At 49.4% G+C, this 19,356-nt stretch carries 12 protein-coding genes; 5 read left to right on the forward strand and 7 right to left on the reverse strand.

Annotated features, from left to right (window positions below; translation table 11 throughout):
* From ftsH to EL633_RS16355, 5 genes are all read right to left on the reverse strand, one after another.
* Window positions 1–2,010 carry an ATP-dependent zinc metalloprotease FtsH gene (ftsH, locus tag EL633_RS16335; protein WP_126628205.1) on the reverse strand — a complete coding sequence of 670 codons (2,010 nt, stop codon included), beginning with the start codon at window positions 2,008–2,010 and terminating at the stop codon, window positions 1–3.
* Between the two features lie 176 nt (window positions 2,011–2,186).
* Window positions 2,187–2,921 carry a ComF family protein gene (locus tag EL633_RS16340; RefSeq protein ID WP_126628206.1) on the reverse strand — a complete coding sequence of 245 codons (735 nt, stop codon included), beginning with the start codon at window positions 2,919–2,921 and terminating at the stop codon, window positions 2,187–2,189.
* A 134-nt stretch (window positions 2,922–3,055) separates the two neighbouring features.
* Window positions 3,056–4,537 carry a lysine--tRNA ligase gene (gene lysS / locus EL633_RS16345; protein WP_126628207.1) on the reverse strand — a complete coding sequence of 494 codons (1,482 nt, stop codon included), beginning with the start codon at window positions 4,535–4,537 and terminating at the stop codon, window positions 3,056–3,058.
* Between the two features lie 237 nt (window positions 4,538–4,774).
* The gene (greA, locus tag EL633_RS16350) at window positions 4,775–5,239 is read right to left on the reverse strand and encodes a transcription elongation factor GreA (protein ID WP_126628208.1); all 465 of its coding nucleotides are present in this window, start codon (window positions 5,237–5,239) and stop codon (window positions 4,775–4,777) included.
* Between the two features lie 95 nt (window positions 5,240–5,334).
* On the reverse strand, window positions 5,335–6,192 hold the full coding sequence (locus EL633_RS16355; RefSeq protein WP_126628209.1) for a biotin--[acetyl-CoA-carboxylase] ligase: 858 nt from the start codon (window positions 6,190–6,192) through the stop codon (window positions 5,335–5,337).
* Between the two features lie 1,443 nt (window positions 6,193–7,635).
* Between EL633_RS16355 and EL633_RS16360 the strand changes: the two genes are divergently transcribed.
* Both EL633_RS16360 and EL633_RS16365 read left to right on the forward strand, forming a co-directional pair.
* Window positions 7,636–7,815 (forward strand): hypothetical protein, encoded by a 180-nt coding sequence (locus tag EL633_RS16360; RefSeq protein WP_126628210.1) that lies wholly within the window; start codon window positions 7,636–7,638, stop codon window positions 7,813–7,815.
* 150 nt (window positions 7,816–7,965) lie between these two features.
* Window positions 7,966–10,470, forward strand: a complete 2,505-nt coding sequence (locus EL633_RS16365) for a mannose-1-phosphate guanyltransferase (RefSeq protein WP_126628211.1) — start codon at window positions 7,966–7,968, stop codon at window positions 10,468–10,470.
* A gap of 62 nt (window positions 10,471–10,532) precedes the next feature.
* On the opposite strand, the gene EL633_RS16370 is transcribed toward EL633_RS16365, so the two are convergent.
* Together EL633_RS16370 and EL633_RS16375 are read right to left on the reverse strand one after the other, a co-directional pair.
* On the reverse strand, window positions 10,533–11,537 hold the full coding sequence (locus EL633_RS16370) for an NAD-dependent epimerase/dehydratase family protein (RefSeq protein ID WP_161982187.1): 1,005 nt from the start codon (window positions 11,535–11,537) through the stop codon (window positions 10,533–10,535).
* A 412-nt stretch (window positions 11,538–11,949) separates the two neighbouring features.
* Window positions 11,950–12,207, reverse strand: coding sequence for a helix-turn-helix domain-containing protein (locus tag EL633_RS16375; RefSeq protein ID WP_246039152.1), 258 nt, complete (start codon window positions 12,205–12,207; stop codon window positions 11,950–11,952).
* Between the two features lie 335 nt (window positions 12,208–12,542).
* On the opposite strand from EL633_RS16375, the gene polA reads away from it, so the two are divergent.
* The 3 genes from polA (at window position 12,543) to EL633_RS16390 (ending at window position 19,276) form a co-directional block, all read left to right on the forward strand.
* Window positions 12,543–15,635: a DNA polymerase I gene (gene polA, locus EL633_RS16380; protein ID WP_161982188.1), complete on the forward strand. Its 3,093-nt coding sequence runs from the start codon at window positions 12,543–12,545 to the stop codon at window positions 15,633–15,635.
* A gap of 66 nt (window positions 15,636–15,701) precedes the next feature.
* Window positions 15,702–16,868, forward strand: a complete 1,167-nt coding sequence (locus tag EL633_RS16385) for an LL-diaminopimelate aminotransferase (RefSeq protein ID WP_246039153.1) — start codon at window positions 15,702–15,704, stop codon at window positions 16,866–16,868.
* 218 nt (window positions 16,869–17,086) lie between these two features.
* Window positions 17,087–19,276: an amylo-alpha-1,6-glucosidase gene (locus tag EL633_RS16390; protein ID WP_126628215.1), complete on the forward strand. Its 2,190-nt coding sequence runs from the start codon at window positions 17,087–17,089 to the stop codon at window positions 19,274–19,276.
* Window positions 19,277–19,356 lie beyond the last annotated feature (80 nt).

Here is a 19,356-nt window from a genome sequence, read left to right on the forward strand (position 1 = left end):
CTAAGGATGTGGTGTGTTCGTCTCGTTATTGTATGGTGGCTGCAGTTGTTGTGGTAAAGGGTAAGACGATCGGGGCAGTGGTAGACTTTTCTTTTCGCCATTCCCTGTGGGAGGATTCCCCACATAGCCTGTCAGGATGGTTTGTACTTCTTCCTGTGCATCATCACCCAGGGGCTGATTGAAGAGTGACTCAAAGATTGGACCTTCGAGGGTCTCTTCTTTAATCAAGCGCTCGCTAATCAAGATCAGGCGACTTTTGTTTTGTTGCAAAATGTTATATGCCTTGTCAAAGGCCTCCTGAATGATGCGATGGATCTCTTCGTCTATTTCACGGGCTGTCTGCTCGCTATAGTTGCGCTGCTCACCAAAGTCTCGACCCAGGAAGACCAGTTCCTCTTTATGGCCGAGAGCCATTGGGCCAAGGCGATTACTCATGCCATACTCTGTGACCATCGAGCGGGCAATTTTGGTTACGCGCTCAATATCATTAGAGGCACCCGTGGTTACCTCGCCAAAGGTAATCAGTTCGGCGACATGTCCACCCAGGGCGTAAGCCAGCATATCTTCAAACTGTGGCTTACTCCAGAGATAGCGATCTTCAGTCGGCAGGAGCATGGTAAAGCCACCAGCCTGTCCTCGCGCGACAATAGATACTTTGTGGACTGGATCTGTGTTGCGTAACATACGAGCAACCAGGGCATGTCCGACTTCATGGTACGCGGTGATTGATTTTTCGCGCTCACTGATGATGCGACTCTTGCGGGCAGGTCCAGCCACGACGCGGTCGATGGCTTCTTCCATCTCGCTCATGCTGATCTTACGCTTGTTGCGCCGGGCAGCCAGGATCGCCGCCTCGTTTAAGAGGTTCGCGACATCCGCGCCCGAGAAACCGGGGGTCTGTTTGGCCAGTACATCCAATGAGACATCAGTGTCCAATGGTTTGCCTTTGGCGTGTACTTGCAGGATGGCAATACGGCCACGAATATCTGGTCGATCCAGTACAACCTGACGATCGAAACGACCGGGCCGTAGTAAGGCAGGATCCAGTACATCGGGTCGGTTAGTGGCAGCGATGACAATAACGTTGGTATTGGTATCAAAGCCATCCATCTCGACCAGGATCTGATTGAGGGTCTGCTCACGCTCATCGTGTGAGCCGCCTAGACCCGCACCTCGCTGGCGACCAACAGCATCAATCTCATCTACAAAGACGATACAAGGACTATTGCGTTTGGCCTGTTCAAACAGATCACGCACACGGCTGGCACCAACGCCCACGAACATCTCAACAAATTCAGAACCACTGATGCTGAAGAAAGGTACACCAGCCTCACCGGCCACGGCTCGTGAGATTAGTGTCTTACCGGTTCCAGGCGGTCCCACCAGGAGTAATCCCTTGGGAATACGCGCACCGAGCGCGGCAAACTTCTCAGGATATTTCAAAAACTCAACAATTTCCTGAAGTTCTTGCTTGGCCTCTTCTACGCCAGCCACATCGGTAAAGGTCACCGACGGCTTATTGCCCATAAAGATACGGGCGCGGCTCTTGCCAAAGGACATGGCTTGATTATTACCGCCTTGTGACTGTCGGAACATCAGTAGCACGATGACTGCCAGTAATATAAATGGGAGAAAGCTTGCCAGTGTGCCCAGCCAACCCCATATCGGGCTGGGGGACTCAAACTGTAGCTTGATAAGTTCAGGATTGGTGTAATCGATGTTGTTCTCTTTGAGAACTTGCGTAACGTCAAAAGTACTATCGAGGGTCGCTGCTTCCTGCTGAGCATTTGCTGTTTGCCCTCTGACCAGCGTAAGTGTTCCGTTACCAACGGTGACTGTATCTAGTTGTTTTTTTGCGATATCAGCCTTGAGATGGCTGAGTGCAGTCGATACTGATACCGATTTCACGTATGTTTGTGGTCGGAATATAAAAACGATGATCAGAACGGCGATTGGCAAGATCAGGAGCCAGAAAACGCTCGTTCTGAGCCATTTTCCATTATTTGACATGAGGGCTCCTCTCTAAAGATGAGTAAATGCAAGTAATACCAGAGAGAGCTGTAACATATGCATGGTGACTACCTGGCATTGAATTTGTGACTCTTGTGTGCTTTATTATAGCACACCCCGTCTGGAATCTCTTTATAACATGTATAAACATAGCTGAATAGAGCTTCTGCTGCTTCTTACGTTGGGCGCTTGCCTTTTGTAACAGTCGGTCGAGCCAGGACTAATCCCCATACGGACTGCGCTCCTGCTGCAAACAGTGGTGCCGCGCATGCCTCAAGGGTTGCTCCTGTGGTGCTGACATCATCAATAATAAGGATTTTACGCTTGAACACTGTTTTAGTTGTAGAACCAGGCATGTAATAGAAAGCGTCCTGTAGATTCTCTCTGCGTTTTGGTGCCGTCAGGTTCACTTGCGTTGATGTGGTTTTTTCCCGATATAAGAGATCGGTTTGTAGTGGTATCTGTAGTGTGTCGGCGCACGTTTGCGCTAATAATTCGGCCTGATTATACCCACGTTGTTCTAATCTGGTCTTATGTAGTGGGACAGGAATAATCAGGTCTGCATGTAGCTGATAGTGTTGATAGGCCTGTGCCAATAAGTTTCCCAACGGACCACCTAAGCGTGTCTTGCCTGCATATTTGAATGCGTGAATGCTTGCGCGCAGTGGGTTCTGGTGGTAGCTACTGATAGCTCGTAGTCCGCTTAGCTGTAGAGGATGATAGTAGCAGGGTTGGCAGGGCTTACCAGGCAGTTGTGGTAATCCGCAGTGTACACACCATGGTGGTTGGAACCATGAGATGCTTGCCAGGCATTGCTTGCAAAGGATGCTACCAACTCTTCGACAGTGTACACACTGTGTTGGGTAAAGTATGTCTAGCGCTTCTCTGAGATATCTCCGTATGATCTGCATGTTTGATTCCCCCCTTTCTATTGAGATACCTCTAAGAAGGGATGCTATACGTGTGATTGTCAGAAGTCCTATGTTCTGATCGAGAATGTGCCTTCTCGATCAGAACATAGGCAATGCTTGTCGCGTACGGGGGATTATGATTGTTCTTCGGCGGTTTTGCGCATAGTGGGAAAGAGAATTACATCGCGAATGGACTCCTGGTCTGACATGAGCATTGCCAGGCGGTCGATGCCGAGTCCAGCGCCACTGGTGGGAGGCATGCCAATTTCTAGTGCTTCTAAGAAATCTTCGTCCAGTAGCTGGGCTTCATCATCTCCATGGGCGCGCTGGCGGGCCTGGTCTTCAAAGCGGGCGCGTTGATCGAGTGGATCGTTAAGCTCGGTATAGACGTTTCCACATTCCAGCCCGCCGATAAATGGCTGGAAGCGCTCGACCAGTCCTGGTAGGGAGCGATGCCGTTTGGTCAGGGGTGAAACGTCTTCTGGATAGTCTAGCAGGAAGAGGGCCTGACGAAGTTCTGGATGATTGAGGCGGAACATTTCGCTCTTCAGATCATCGATCAGGCGGCCACGGCCAAGCTTAGGATCGACTTCGAAGTGTTTTTCCCGCATCGCGGCAGCTAGACTTTCAGTATCAGGATAGCGTTGGACATCAATGCCGGTGAATTCGTGGATAGCGTCCAGCAGTGAGTAGCGTTTCCAGGGAGGCGCGAGATCGATTTCGGTACCTTGATACACGATGCGGGTACTGCCTTTGACCTGTTGGGCGATAAAGGCCAGCATATTTTCGATCAAGACCATGGTGTCGTTATAGTCGGCATAGGCCATATAGAACTCGATCATGGTAAATTCTGGATTATGGCTGCGATCAATGCCCTCGTTACGGAAGTTCCGTCCAATCTCATAGACACGCTCAAAGCCCCCAACGAGCAGGCGCTTATGATAGAGCTCAATGGCGATGCGTAAAAACAGATCTCGATCCAGTGTATTATGATGGGTGGTGAAGGGACGTGCATTGGCGCCTCCGTAGAGAGGCTGTAGAATTGGGGTCTCGACCTCAATAAACTGCTCGTTATCCAGGAACTGGCGCATCGCTGTAATCAGGCGACTGCGGATCACGAAGATCTGTTTGATCTCGTCCCCATTGGCGATCAGGTCTAGATAGCGTTTGCGCTGGCGTGTATCACGATCTTCCAGGCCATGAAATTTTTCGGGCAAGGGACGTAATCCTTTAGCCAGGACCCGGATCGACTTGACATGCAGTGTGCGCTCATCTGTGCGGGTACGGAACAAGAAGCCCTGAACCTGTACAAAGTCACCCAGATCCAGGAGCTTGATGAGTTGGTAGGTCTCTGGACCAAGATCATTGACGCGCATATAGATCTGTATGCGACCAGTGCCATCCTCGATCTGCGCAAAACTGGCCTTTCCCATCTCACGTAGCAGGCGGATGCGGCCAACCAGCGTATATGCTCCTTCGGGTCCGACGAACTCGTCAAAATTCTTGAGGACATCGGCAATACTGTGCGTACGCTCAACAGAATTGGGATAAGGATCAATACCCAGATCGCGTAAGGCTTGTAAGTGTTGGATACGTATATCTCGTTCTTCAGTCATAATAAATGTAACCTTCCAAACTTGTATCTACAATGCATGCAAGAGCTTGTGGTGGTGGCTGGCATATGCCTGACGTATTGTAACATCGTTTGGTTTTCCTGGGTAGGGAAGCTAATGGATACCAATCCAGGCGGCTGGACAAGCAAAAAAGACCTGATCATATTACGCGAATATGGTCAGGTCGTCGGGATCTGGTTAGTTTATGGCATTGGTCACTGCGATGGGGGGAAATTTTGTTTACTCGATGCTCATAATCGTGTATTCTTTGACACCGCCGGGGGTTGAAACGATCACCATGTCGCCCGCTTTATGTCCAAGCAGGGCTTTTCCGACTGGCGACTCGTTGGAAATACGTCCGGAGCCAGGATCAGCCTCAAAGGCACCGACCAGTTGATAGCGGTATGTGCGGCCATTGCTTACTTCCAGATTAACAAAGGAGCCGAGCGAAACAACGTCTCCATGCACATCATTGATTAATTGTGCACGAGCCAGCATTTCTTCAAGTTCGGAAATGCGACCTTCGAGACGAGCATACTGACCTTTAGCTTCTTCATACGCCGCATTATCGATAACATCGCCTGATTCCTTGGCGTCATGAAGATACTGGGCAATTTCAGCACGCTTAACGGTACGTAAAAACTCAAGCTGGTTAGCTGCACGTGCGATACCGTCATTGGTGAGGAAGATTTCTTGTGACTCCATGTTTAAATTCCTCTCGTTTGTATAATGGAGGGGGACCTCCGAATATCTGTTTCATCTCTCCAGTGAGCCTGTGCAGGATATATCAAACTGATAAGTTATTCGATATCTCCCCAGGTAATCGTAATACATTCACCAGAATGACTGCGGAGTAACAGCTCTCCATGATCATTCACATCCTCAGCTACACCGCTGAGTCTTTTCGCCCCCTGATGTACGTGTATAGCACAACCAAGTGTTGAAAGTCGAGCACGCCATTGCTCTCGTATGAAGCGAGAGATAGGCCCATTAGGATGGGTCTCTTGTGCTTCTTGCTGTAACGCTAGATAGCGATTCTCAATATGAGACAGTAAATGGGCGATAAACGTTTCGCGACTTACTACATGACCGCTCTCTGCCTCGAGTGTGGTGGCTGTCGTAACAAGCCCCGGGTTGGTCTGTAGGTTTGTCTGAGTGGTATCGAAACGTGTGATATTCCCATTAATATTGACACCGATGCCCAGGATAGCCACGAGACGGCCAGTGCGATCGTGGCTGGTCTCGATAAGTATGCCAGCAACTTTGCGATCCCTGATCAGGACATCGTTTGGCCACTTGATGGTTGCCGTAACATTACAGGTATCAGCAATCGCGTCGACAACTGCCAGTGAAGCGATCATCACGAGCTGATATGGCGGAAATAATGGTCGGAGCACAGTAGATGACAACGCATTCCACCCGGCCACATCCACCCACCGTCGTCCTTGTCTGCCCTTACCGGCTGTCTGACTATCGGTAAGTACCACTACCCCTTCCTCTGACCCGCTCTGAGCCAGTTGCATTGCCAGGGCATTTGTCGAATCAACTACTGGTGTATATACAAGATGATTGCCAGTTCCAAGTATTTTAGTATCCAGAAGATGTCGTATACGCTCGACATCCAGGTTTCTGGATGGTGGATTGTCTGTTTTGTCCAAGCTCTACCACTTCTATCTATCAATGTAGCTTCTTCCCATCGAGCATAGATCTGAGATCGGAAGGGAAACATGCGCCTGACGCTTCAATTTTTGTTCTGCACGCACAATTATATGTGCTATCTCTGTTTATACTATCTTTAAAAACAGCCGGTGTGCAAGCAAAAATACGTCCTGGCATGTTTTGGCATTGGATGAGTTGTGAGTATCTACAAAAAAACCAGAGCAAGGCAAGTAAGTCTTTTCGCCAATGCTCTGGGGGTGCTGCACGGGCAGGGGGAAAATTTCACCACCTGCAGTGTGTGTTTGCTTTAAACCCTCACCAAGCTCCAAAGCCTAGTGCTAAGAACGTGGCTTTAACGCCCCATTCCTCTCTGCTGGAAGGTGTGGGATTCAACACCGCTGCCTGTGCAGCGTATACAATCGTTCATTACACACCACCTCCTTTCGATGTCGATATTGTACCATCGAGATTTAACTGTTGTCAAGCTTTATCTTAAAATTCATTCAGGGCATGGTAGAGATTGATACGCACAAATGGCTTGTCATGTGCCTTCAGGCTCTACTATGCTTTGTGAATATTGTGTGAAAATACTTTGGTCTATATCTTTGCACCTGCTTATAAGACTTCTCTTCCATTAGATGATTGTGGGCTACTTTACCTGGTTCTATCTTCTCTAAGCTGCTCTATTACTGGTTGGTACGTTGGGGGGTCAGGGCTTTTTCATTTTCAGCTAGGAGTAACTGTCAGGCAAATCATATACAGAGTATTTCTCGTGTGGTGTGTGTTCTGTGGGCGGCCGCGGCCGCCCACAGAACACACACCACACGAGACTCCGGCGCCGTAGGCGCCAGGAAGAGGAAAATTAAAAAGCCCTGGTTGGGGGGTGGATGTAGCGTTGTCAAATGATCATGTGCTATACTAGTGTAAGTAACAGATAAGAGGGTAGTGTGGAAAGATGATGATATGGGATCTGTTTCTGCCTATTCTGCTGCATGCCATCAATGTGTCACTGTGAAGCGGTTCTAACATAGTGTGATCGGCATTTGCATCCTCCCGGGATTTTCTCACGTGCCGAAACATTTGTGCCTGTACCAATCTGGTTTTTTTGGATCTAGCGGGCGGTGATATTCGTGATGAGTATGAAGGCAGTAACAAAGTAACTGCATAAGCAGAATATTCTGTCTGTTTCCAATCTATCATTTATTCGTGAGATCATCGAAACTCATCTGAATGGAAAGAGATAGCGTTCTGTATTCCAACCGACAGTGGCACTTCATACTTTTTCGCTTGACTGATACGGCCAGGATGTCTGTGTATCCAGGCAGTCAGTTTTCGATGCTGAAGCTTGTACTGCTGAGAGCCGTTGGTCGGTAAAAAAAGTGTCCGGTGCTTCGCGTGTGTTGGCTGGAAGAGTAGTAGAAGCGAAGGAAGGAGGACTTTTTATGCAGCAATATATGGACCTGCTCGTCGACGCCCTCCTGGATGAGGGTTTTAGTGTAGAGGAAGCTCAGCGACTCATTCAACTTCAGCAAGAGTACGAAGAGCGCAAAGCCACTGAAGAAACAAATCATCATCGTTTTGTACGCTGGCTTGTGGAACATGGACGGTTTAGCGAGTGGTAGGGTGTTTGAAGCTTGCAGCGTTCTTCGTGGATGTTGTACAATGAGAATAGCGGAGCATATGGGACGGCGTGGCATTGCTACGCCGTCCTTGTATTTCCTATAAAAGCCTGGGTGACTATGCAAGTTACCCTTGATACAAGGGAGGCCTCTATGAAAGCGGTTGTAATGGCCGGCGGGGAAGGATCGAGGCTACGACCATTGACAATTCGACGTCCAAAGCCGATGGTTCCTATCGTGGGTAAGCCCGTGATGGAGCATATCCTTAATTTGTTGAAGCGTCATGGCATCACCGAGGTCGTCGTCACGGTTCAGTATCTGGCAAGTAATATCGAAGATTACTTTGGTAATGGCTCACAATTGGGTATGCGTATTACCTATTCGCGCGAAGATGTCCCTCTGGGTACTGCGGGTAGTGTAAAAAATGCAGAAGACCAATTGACGGAGCCATTTCTGGTAATTAGTGGGGATGCCCTCACCGATTATGATCTGACTGAACTCATTAAGTATCACAACGAAAAAAAATCTCTCGCTACACTTCTTCTTGCGCACGTCCATAATCCTCTTGAATATGGTGTCATCATCACGAATGAAGATGGCCATATCACTCAGTTCCTGGAGAAACCAAGCTGGGGAGAAGTATTTAGCGATACTATTAATACGGGTATATATGTTCTTGACCCCAAGGTATTTAGCTACTTTGAACGGGATAAACAGTTTGACTTTAGCCAGGAACTTTTTCCAATGATGTTGAAGCAAGGGGACCCAATCTATGGCTATGTGGCCCCTGAAGGTTACTGGTGCGATGTTGGTAGCTTAAGCGAGTATATGCGCGCAAATGCTGATATGCTCCAACATAATGTGAATCTGGAAATCCCTGCTCGTCATATCGGCAATAATATCTGGTGTGAAGAGGGTGCCGAAATCCATGAGGATGCGCAACTGTACGGTCCGGTTTATTTAGGACGGGATTCTAAGGTGCGTGCCGGTGCGATTATTCATGGTCCTAGCATGATTGGTAGTTATTCGATTATCGATGAACGAGCACAGGTTGATCGTAGTATCGTCTGGAATAATTCGTATATCGGAGATCGTGCTGAACTGCGTGGGGCGATCGTTGGTTCATCTTCAAATATCAAGAGTAAATCGGTGATGTTTGAGGGTTCGGTGATCGGCGATAATTCCATTATTCAGGATGGCGCGATTATTCAGCCGAACGTGAAGATCTGGCCTGACAAAGAGATTGAGGCTGGCGCTGTCGTCAATACCAGCATTATCTGGGGCTCACAGGGACGCCGTGGACTCTTTAGTCGCTATGGTGTTACTGGCCTGGTGAATGTGGATCTGACGCCAGAGTTCGCGACCAAACTGGGTGCCGCCTATGGTGGAATCTTACCCAAAGGCTCGATTGTCTGCCTGAATCGTGATACACATCGTACTTCTCGTATGATCAAACGTGGCATTAACGCTGGCATGCCGTCAGCGGGTATTAATGTTCACGATATTAATCAGGTTCCGCTGCCGGTGGCGCGCTACTTTATTCGTACAACTGAAGCAGCTGGAGGCGTCCATGTCAGTATGTCTCCTGTAGATCAGCGCGTAGTGGAAATTAAGATTTTCGATCAAAATGGTTTGGATATCAATAAAACAACCGAACGTAAGATTGAGAATTTATACTTCCGCGAAGATTTTCGTCGTGTTTATATCGATGAGATCGGAGCGATTGATGTCTTAAGCACGGCCTCCATTGAGAGTCATTATCTTGAAGGTTTTAACCGTGTGGTCGATTTCGAGGCTGTACGCCGGCGTAAATTCCAACTGGTTGTGGACTATGCTCATGGCAGCACCACTGCTATGTTCTCGAAGATTTTGAGCGATCTGGGTTGTGAAGTCATTGTCTTGAACTCAGGTTCATCAGAAGAGTCTAATGCTGCGCGCACACCGGATGAGTTGGCCAAGGATATGCAGCGCCTGGCCACCATTAGTTCGGCGTTGAATACCGATATGGGTATTCGTATTGATCCAAGTGGCGAGCGCATCTCGGTTGTGGATGATCGTGGTCGTATTCTTGATGGCATGAAGATTCTGGCCGTTATGACCAGTCTTTCCTTACGCCGACATCGCAATGGAACCGTGGCCGCCCCGGTAACGGCTCCCAGTGCCTTGCAACATATTGCGCAGCGCTACGATGGCAATATTCAACAGACCAAAGTTCTGCCTCATGCCTTGATGACGGCCGCAGGTCGCGAAGGTGTGGTACTGGTCGGTGATGGGAGTGGACAATTTGCCTTCCCTGAACTGCATCCAGCCTTTGATGGCATGCTGGCAGTCGCCAAGCTGCTGGAATTACTCTCCACCTTTGAGATGCGTCTCTCTGAGGTCGTAGATGATCTACCAGCATACTATATGAGTAGCACGCGTGTGAATTGTCCCTGGGAAAACAAGGGCAAGGTCATGCGTATCTTGAGCGAGCAGTATCGTGAGCGTCGATCCAAGCCAATTGATGGTATCAAGATCGATCTGGGTAAAGAGTGGGTGTTGATCCTCCCTGATGCGGATGGTCCCTTCTTCCATGTCTTTGCCGAGTCTGTTTCTAACGAACAAGCTCAGGCTCTGGCGGAAAAATATGCACGTGTCGTGAGTGGTCTACAGCAGTAGACGCGCTCAAAAGGAAAAGGACTGGTTTGGGGTATACCCGACCAGTCCTTTTTGCTTGTTCTCTATGCTCTTGACAAGGTAGCCTCGGCGGCGATGACAATCTGTGGAGCGCGATATTCCCTCAATGTAGCTGGATGTTGCTCTGGCAGCAGGCGCTGTACCGACTGGCGTATACCCTCCGAGAGGGGAGTGCATGGTTGCCAGCCCAATGCATGCAGCGCACGCGTATTATCCAGAATAATCGCGGGTGTCTCTAACTGTGAACTTGATAGGTAGATGGGTTCATGTTTGCTCGCCTGCATAATCGCCAGCATATGGTACAGTTGATTCAAGGAATGGCCCTGCCCGGTACTGATATGGAAGGTGCGATTTTCGGCGTGAACCAGTTTTTTTAGCAATTGCATATTGGCCCGGATCACATCGTCGATAAAGATGTGGTCGCGCACCTCATTGCCACTGCCACGAATGATCGGGCGCTTTTGCTCATTGAGCATATGCATAAAGTAGCTCAAAGGATGGTGAAGCGGATTGGCATTGGTCTCACCATAGATATCTGCATAGCGTAGAATCGTATGTTTGAGCCCATATTGTTGCGTATAGTAACGTGTATACCATTCGCCCGCCAGTTTGCTGATATCCTGCGCGCTACGGGGTTGTAAGCAGGTCTCTTCAGGTAATGGTAACTGTTCGGCTGTAACACGCCCGTACAGATTATTGCCACCTGACGCAAAGACAAAATGTTTTACTGAGGCACTAACACAGCTATCCAAGACATTGATTAATCCTCTCACGTGGACATCAGCGTCCGTCAGGGTGTGTGCTCCCGTTCCCATTTCGTGCTGTTGAGTTGCATGGTGGCTAACGATATCTGGACGTTCAGCCTGAAGTATCTGCCGCAATTTTCCATCGCGTATATCTACATGATAGAAACGTGCACGCGGATCTATCGTCTCGGCTGATCCTGCGACCAGGCTATCGAGCACAATAACGTCGTGCCCTGCATCCTGATATGCTTTCGTTAGATGGCTTCCGACGAAACCAGCTCCACCGGTGATAGCTATTTTCATACTGGGCCTCTCCATGTATTTTTTTAGTCTTTATCTATTGGATATCGTGTGCGTTGTGTTAACGTACGCCACATGGCGCTGCTGAGAGGCGAATATGCAGAGGACATCTTCTTTGTCCTTCCTCCATTACATGACAGGCGTCATAAAAGGCCGGACCGTCCACGCTGCACGGTACGAGAGGATATCTCTCGCTATCCCTCTCCCTTTCAGTGTATGTGTTTCCCCTATTGATATCTGTGCATCTGTTATAATTTAATATATTGTCCCTCTTTATAAAAGAAATGCAAGCAATAAAAACCCGTAGCTGAAGGCCTGTTTACTGCTTAATTTATAATGAGCAGCTACGGGTTCAAACTGGTTGATATAGGTTGTAAGTATCTTTTAAAAAGAAGACGAGATGATAAATGATATATCAAGCTTCGGGAAGAGCACCACCAAGGAGTGATTCTAGCGTTGAGCGTTTGATACGATAGGCTTGCCGCTTCGCACGGTGAGGAAGGGCAATTGCTTCCAGTGCTCCACTTTTGATCCAACGTCGCACCGTCGTATCATCGACGCGCAAACGGCGTGCTACTTCGCGCACCGTCAGCAGCTCATCCTTTTCCTCCGCCATCTTTGGCCTTTTGGCCTCGGATTGATGTTTATCTAATACAGCATTACTCTGTGGCATAGCATCCCCTTTAATATTTTTTTGTGATTGGAAAGACAGACCCCAGCACATACTGAGGTCTAGTCATACTAACAGGGAGCGCTGATGCCCGGAAGAGAATTTGTTCTCGCAATGCTTGCGTTGAAATGTTTTAGCGTGCAGCCTCTTGATACGCTATGAGGAGGCAATAACACTGCCTGCCAGTTAACTATACTATACATCTCGACCTAAACATATTAAAATACAGCAAGAGCAAATGTCACCTGCAAGAAAGGGTGCCTGCTATTACCGGGTTCAGGCATAAGGCTTGGAATAGATAAAGAAAAGATGGTTTTAAAATAGAAATGACGGCAGAGATGAAACGCAAAAAACTGATTTTGATAGATGGGCATGCTATTATCCATCGCGCATTCCACGCTGTGCCAGAGGATCTTTCTACCAGTGCTGGTGAGCCGGTAAATGCTACTTTTGGCTTTACTTCAATGCTCATGAAAGCGCTGCTTGAAGAGAAGCCTGATTATATCGCGGTAACCTTTGACCGCCCCTCACCGACCTTCCGACATCAGGAATACAGCCTGTATAAAGCGCATCGTCCAGCGTTGCCTGACAATATGAAGCCGCAATTTGCACGCATTCGAGAGGTCGTGGAATCATTTGGCATCCAGATCTATGAGAAGGATGGCTTTGAGGCCGATGATGTGCTGGGCACGCTTTCAGTACAGGCACACAAGCTGGGAGTAGATACGGTTATTTATACGGGTGATATGGATACGCTGCAACTGGTCAATGATCAGGTGCTGGTGAAGGTTGCCAAGCGTGGTATTACAGAGGTCACTGACTATGATGAAAATGAAGTCAGGCAGCGCTATGGCTTTGAGCCCAAGATCCTGCCGGATTTCAAAGGTCTGGTCGGCGATAAGTCCGATAATATTCCTGGTGTGCCTGGTGTTGGTGAGAAGACGGCCAGCCGCCTGCTAAATGAATATGGGGACCTGGAAGGAATTCTGGCCCATCTGGATAGCTTGAAGCCAAAAGAACAAAAGTTGATCGGTGCGGCATCCGAGCAGGCGCGGCAGAGTAAATATCTGGCCACCATTGTGCTGGATGCTCCGGTCCAGCTGGATCTGGAGGCCTGCAGGATGACGCAGGTGGATGGCGATAAGGTGATGACGCTCTTTCGGCAGTTGGAATTCCGCTCCTTGATTGAGCGGGCCCTGGCCCTCTTCCGTGAGCTCCATATTCCTGTTTCAGACGCTCATAGTACGCCCTCTTCCTCTACACCTGCCGCCCCCGCTGAGTATGCTACCAGCGTTGATAGTGTGGATCTGGGTGAGAATCCACGCTTTGCACCTCCCATGGGTGTGGTACCCATTGTGTTGCCGCCTTTGCCTCCAGGTGAGGAAACGGTCGTGCCGCAAGATGTGCTGGAGCCGTTATCATTGGGACATGCGGAAGTTGAACAGCCATTGAACGGTCAGGTAGCGGTGGCTATGCCAGAGCCGAGTCCCGCCCAGCTTAGTTTGTTTGAGGTAGAGGTACCCCATGAAGAGGTGGTGCATAAGTTGCGCCTACCCGGTATGGTGAGTACTGATAGCCCTCTACCCGCGGATCTTGAGCAGATCAGGCAGACCAATACCATGGTTGTGAATAGTGAAGAGGCCCTGCGCATCCTGATTAAGAGCCTGACGGATGCGGGACGTTTTGCCATCGATACCGAGACCTCTTCAGATGAGCCACGACACGCGGAACTGGTCGGCATCTCGCTTTCTATGGCACCCGGCGAAGCGTATTATATACCGGTTGGCCATAAGCAACTGCCAGATGGACAGGAGCCCGATACGCAGTTACCCTGCGCATATGTACTGGAGAAGTTGAAGCCTGTCCTGGAAGATGAACATGTCCTGAAATATATGCATAATGCCAAGTATGATCTGGCCATGATGTTACGCTATGGTATTGATGTGAAAGGACTGGCGTTTGATACGATGCTGGGTGCCTACCTGGCTGAGCCTGGTCGGCGTGGTGTTGGACTGAAGGATCAGGCGTTTCAGCGCCTGGGTATTATGATGACACCGATCTCTGAATTGATCGGTTCAGGTAGCAAGATGATCAGTATGACCCAGGTTCCCATCCGTAAGGCTGCCGATTATGCTGGCGCGGATGCTGATATGACCCTGCGCCTGGTCGAGCCGATCCAGGATGAGTTACAGCAGCATGGTCTGATGGATATGTATCAGCGCATTGAGTTACCGCTGATCAATGTTCTGATGCAGATGGAACTGTATGGTGTCGCCCTGGATGAAAAGTTTTTGCGCCAGTTTGGTCAGTCTTTAGAGGAACAGTTGGAGGCGCAGGAAGATGCGATCTATGAGGCGGTTGGGCACCGTTTTAATATCAATTCGACCAAGCAACTGGCGGATGTGCTGTTTGTTGAGCTCCAGTTGCCCACCGGTAAGAAGACCAAGACCGGCTATTCGGTCAACGCCGATGTGATTGAGGGCCTGCGTGGTAAACATGAAGTCGTCGATTATCTGCTGGATTATCGTCAGCTTAGCAAGTTGAAATCCACCTACGTGGATGGCTTGTTAACGCTGATGGAGCCAACCACTGGTCGCGTGCATACTTCCTTTAATCAAACTATTGCCTCTAGTGGCCGTCTGTCTTCTAGTAACCCAAATCTGCAAAATATTCCGGTGCGCACCGAATTAGGACGCCAGATTCGCCGGGCCTTTATCGCGGATCCCAGCTATGTGTTGCTTACCGCTGACTACTCGCAATTTGAACTACGCATCCTGGCCCACATAACGCATGAGCCTCGCCTGGTGGAAGCATTTACCAATGATGAGGATATCCATACAATTACGGCCTCCACACTCTTCGCTGTTCCCGTTGAGCAGGTGACAAAAGATCAGCGCCGATTGGCTAAGACGGTCGTCTATGCTGTGCTTTATGGACAGTCCGCGTATGGATTGGCCATGGTGACTGGTATGACCAATGCCGAGTCGGCTGAATTTATCAAGCACTATCACGAGATTTTTCCGAATGTCAAAACCTATGTGGATAGTACCTTGCAGCAGGCGCGAACCCAGGGCTACGTCAATACGCTTTATGGGCGCAAGCGTTTCTTCCCTGATATGCATGCTCTCTCCCATACCGAGCGCCAGGCGCTGGAGCGTGAGGCAACCAATATGCCGATCCAGGGTACCAATGCGGACCTGATCAAAATCGCGATGATTCGTCTGCACCACGCGCTGAAAGAGAAGCACATGAAGACGCGTATGATCCTGCAGGTACATGATGAGTTGGTGTTTGAAGTACCTGTCGAAGAGCTTGATCGTGCTAAAAGGCTGATCCGCTCGATGATGGAGGGCGTCGAGACACTGGATGTGCCGATCAAGGTTGAAATGAAGATGGGTAAAAATTGGTATGAAGCCGAACCCATGGTATAACATAAAAGAGAGGGCACTGTATGGTGCATCTCTGTTTGTTTGCTACCTGGAGGAGGAATGTTGCCCGTGCGTTTGTCGAAACTGATTACTAGCTTACCCCCATATCATTTTGCCAATGCCAAACAGAAAATATTGGATCGTCAGGCGGCCGGAGTAGATGTGATCTCCCTTTCAATGGGAGATCCCGACCTCCCGGCCCCAGCGGCGGTAGTTGAGCGGCTCTGCACTGCAATGCAGGATATGCAAAATCATCGTTATCCCGAGTATCGTGGTATGCGTGCGCTTCACGAAGCGATCGCTGACTGGTTTGCGCAACGCTTTGGTGTGCAGTTGACGCCAGAACAGGATATCTTGCCTCTGCTGGGATCTAAAGAAGGTCTGGCTTATGCCGCTACCTCGGTCCTGAATGCTGGTGATATTGCTCTGGTGCCAGATCCATATTATCCCGTCTATGTTTCAGGGACGACAACGCCCGGCGCTGAACCCTACCTGTTGCCATTGACCGCAGAAAATCACTATCTGCCCGATCTGGATAGTATCCCATCCGAGGTTATCGCCCAGACTCGATTGCTCTGGCTGAATTACCCTAACAATCCTACCGCTGCCTGTGCCGATGGTGACTTTTTCGAGCGGGCCGTTGCTTTTGCGCGCCGCCACGATATTGTGATTATCCATGATATGGCTTATGCCGAAGTGTATTTTGATGATTTCCGTCCTATGAGTATCTTGCAGATACCAGGTGCCCGTGACGTGGCGGTTGAACTACATTCTCTCAGCAAGACCTATAATATGGCTGGATTTCGGATTGGCATGCTGGTCGGTAATCCCGAACTGGTGGATGCCGTGGGACGTTTGAAGAGCAATATTGATAGCGGTATTTTTCGGCCAGTCCAATATGCGGCTATTGAAGCCCTACACCTTCCACCGTCCTGGCTTGCGGAACGTAATGCCATTTATCAGCGCAGGCGTGACATCCTGGTTGATGGCTGTAACTCCCTTGGCATGCAGGCGGAAAAGACGCGCGCCGGTCTCTACGTCTGGGCCCATGTTCCTGCTGGCTACACCTCAAAAGACTTTACTGATTGGCTCTTTGATCAAGCTGGTGTCTTTCTCACGCCTGGTACCAACTTTGGTGCCCATGGCGAAGGGTATGTTCGCATCTCCATGACTGAATCTGAAGAACGCTTACGAATCGCATTACAAAGAATGAGTACAGTTCTCCGTGTAGAATAAGATAGGGCATAAATGCAGGCACCTCTTCTCTCATGAGGAAGGGATGCCTGCACCTGAAACTTTCAATGTATGGCTTGCTACCACTGACGAAGTACGCCTGTTTGCTTTAACAGCATATCTATGTTGCAGTCAATGTTTGTGGAACGTTTCTTCATTTGCCTATCGTGTATGAATAGTACCTTTCTATTGTGTAAGCTGAGGATAAAAGGATAGAGATTATGGCCCTGAAGCAAGATGCATCTACACCTTATCGTGTACAGGCGAATCCCTGGTATGTGAGGGTAAACAAGAACCTGGACCAGGATGACCGATCTGGACTTGATCGTGAGTGGCTTGTCACCAATGGATTGGGCGGTTATGCCTCAGGTTCTCTTTTCGGTGCGACGACGCGTTGTTATCATGGTCTGCTGGTTGCTGCCTTGCATCCACCTGTGCAGCGAACCGTGCTGGTGGCGAAAGTTGATGAGGTTGTAACTCTTCCGGACGGGGAAAAGCTGGCTCTTGGAGTGAATGAATATTCTACAGGTACCATCGCACCACAAGGATATTCCTATTTACAATCTATCTCGCTGGATGGTGATATTCCTTGCTTCTTTTATACCCTATCGGAAACGCTCACCCTGGAGAAGCGTATCTGGATGGAGTATGGACAAAATACGACGTATGTTCAGTATATATTGCATGGAGCCTTTGATGAGCATAGTGAGCAGACCGGTAATGGGGCGGAGCCGTTTGAGCCTGCTTCATTAATCCTGGATATTGCTCCTTTTTGCCTCTCGCGAGACTACCACGCCACAACTGTCGGATCTGTGAACTGGCAGTTTCAAGTGGAGAATTCCACGAATCGCTGCCGTATTCAGGCGTATGATGGGGCTCCTGCCTATCATATTATTGCTGCCCCAGGGGCGACCTTTACCTCCGATGGCTTCTGGTACTGGCATATCTGGCATCGCCGCGATCATGAACGGGGCTTGCCTGATCAGGAGGATGTTTATCAGCCAGGCGTGTTTCGGCTGCACCTGGTACCAGGGATGCCGGCAACCCTGGTCTTGACCGCTGAGAATGAGACGACCTGTACCTCTCTTGGTTATGGGGGAGCGCGCCATGAGGAACTGGCGACCCAGGCGCTTTTGCGTCATCGGCGGCGCATACAACAATTATTGAATGTTGCTGATCGTTCCAGTGTTGCCCTGTTCGAGCAGGATCCTATGTTTGCGCGCCTGGTGCTGGCGGCTGATCAATTTATCGTGGCGCGCCCCGATTATACGCGGCCCGCCGATGATCAGCAGATGCTGCGCCTGGCGCCCGATCGTAAGACGATTATCGCTGGTTACCCCTGGTTTACTGATTGGGGACGCGATAGCATGATCTCCTTGCCCGGCCTGCTTTTATGTACGGGCCGCTATAGTGAGGCTCGCGGCTTGCTTAAAGCCTTTGCCTCTTTTGTTCATAACGGCTTGATTCCCAATCGTTTCCCCGATGACGGCTTTGATCCCATCTATAATACTGCCGATGCTACTCTGTGGATGTTCCGGGCTCTGGACTACTATCTCACAACGACAGGTGATTGGTCATTATTGAAAGAATTATTCTCGACCTTATGTGAAATTATTCAATGGCATGTGAATGGGACCGAATATGGTATTCAGATGGATCCCGCCGATGGTTTATTGAAGGCGGGTGTGCCTGGAGCACAATTGACCTGGATGGATGCCAAGGTAGGGGACTGGGTGGTAACGCCGCGCTCTGGGAAGCCGGTAGAGATTAATGCGTTGTGGTATTATGCCTTGACGGCGATGGAGGGTTGGGCGGTACGCCTGTCAACTGACGCAGCCCAGTATGGCCAGTTGCGTGCCCTGGTACGTCAACATTTTAGTAGCCGTTTCTGGTATGCCGATGGTGGTTATCTCTATGATGTGGTGGATGTAGCAGGTGTAGCGGGACAAAATGATACCGCATTACGTCCCAACCAATTGTTTGCTGCATCGCTGACCCGTGATTTGTTGTCTGAGCAGCAAGTAGAGAGCCTGTTTCAGCGTGTCACAGAACATCTTTTCACACCAGTTGGCCTGCGCTCGCTTAGTCCAACAGATGCGAACTATCATGATCATTTCATCGGTAATCGCGAGCAGCGGGACGCAGCCTATCATCAAGGGGCAGTCTGGCCCTGGTTGATCGGACCATATGTTGATGTACATCTCCAACTCTATAATGATCCTGCGGCCTTGCTGCCTTTGTTGGAGCCTTTTGTGCAACAGTTATGGGGAACCTGTCTGGGCACGATTAGCGAGTTGTCTGAGCCGGAACCCCCATTTATGAATGGCGGTTGTTTTGCTCAGGCCTGGAGTGTCGCAGAAATACTCCGTTGCTGGCTCTTTATTCGCACTCAACATAATCAACAGGGCTAATTTCATCCTATTCTAATGTAGAGCCGATACACTACATCACGTTGCATTGATTGTTTGTTTTCTACTGGAGTCGTAGGACA

The organism is Dictyobacter alpinus (assembly GCF_003967575.1).
Taxonomy (GTDB): Bacteria; Chloroflexota; Ktedonobacteria; order Ktedonobacterales; family Ktedonobacteraceae; genus Dictyobacter; species Dictyobacter alpinus.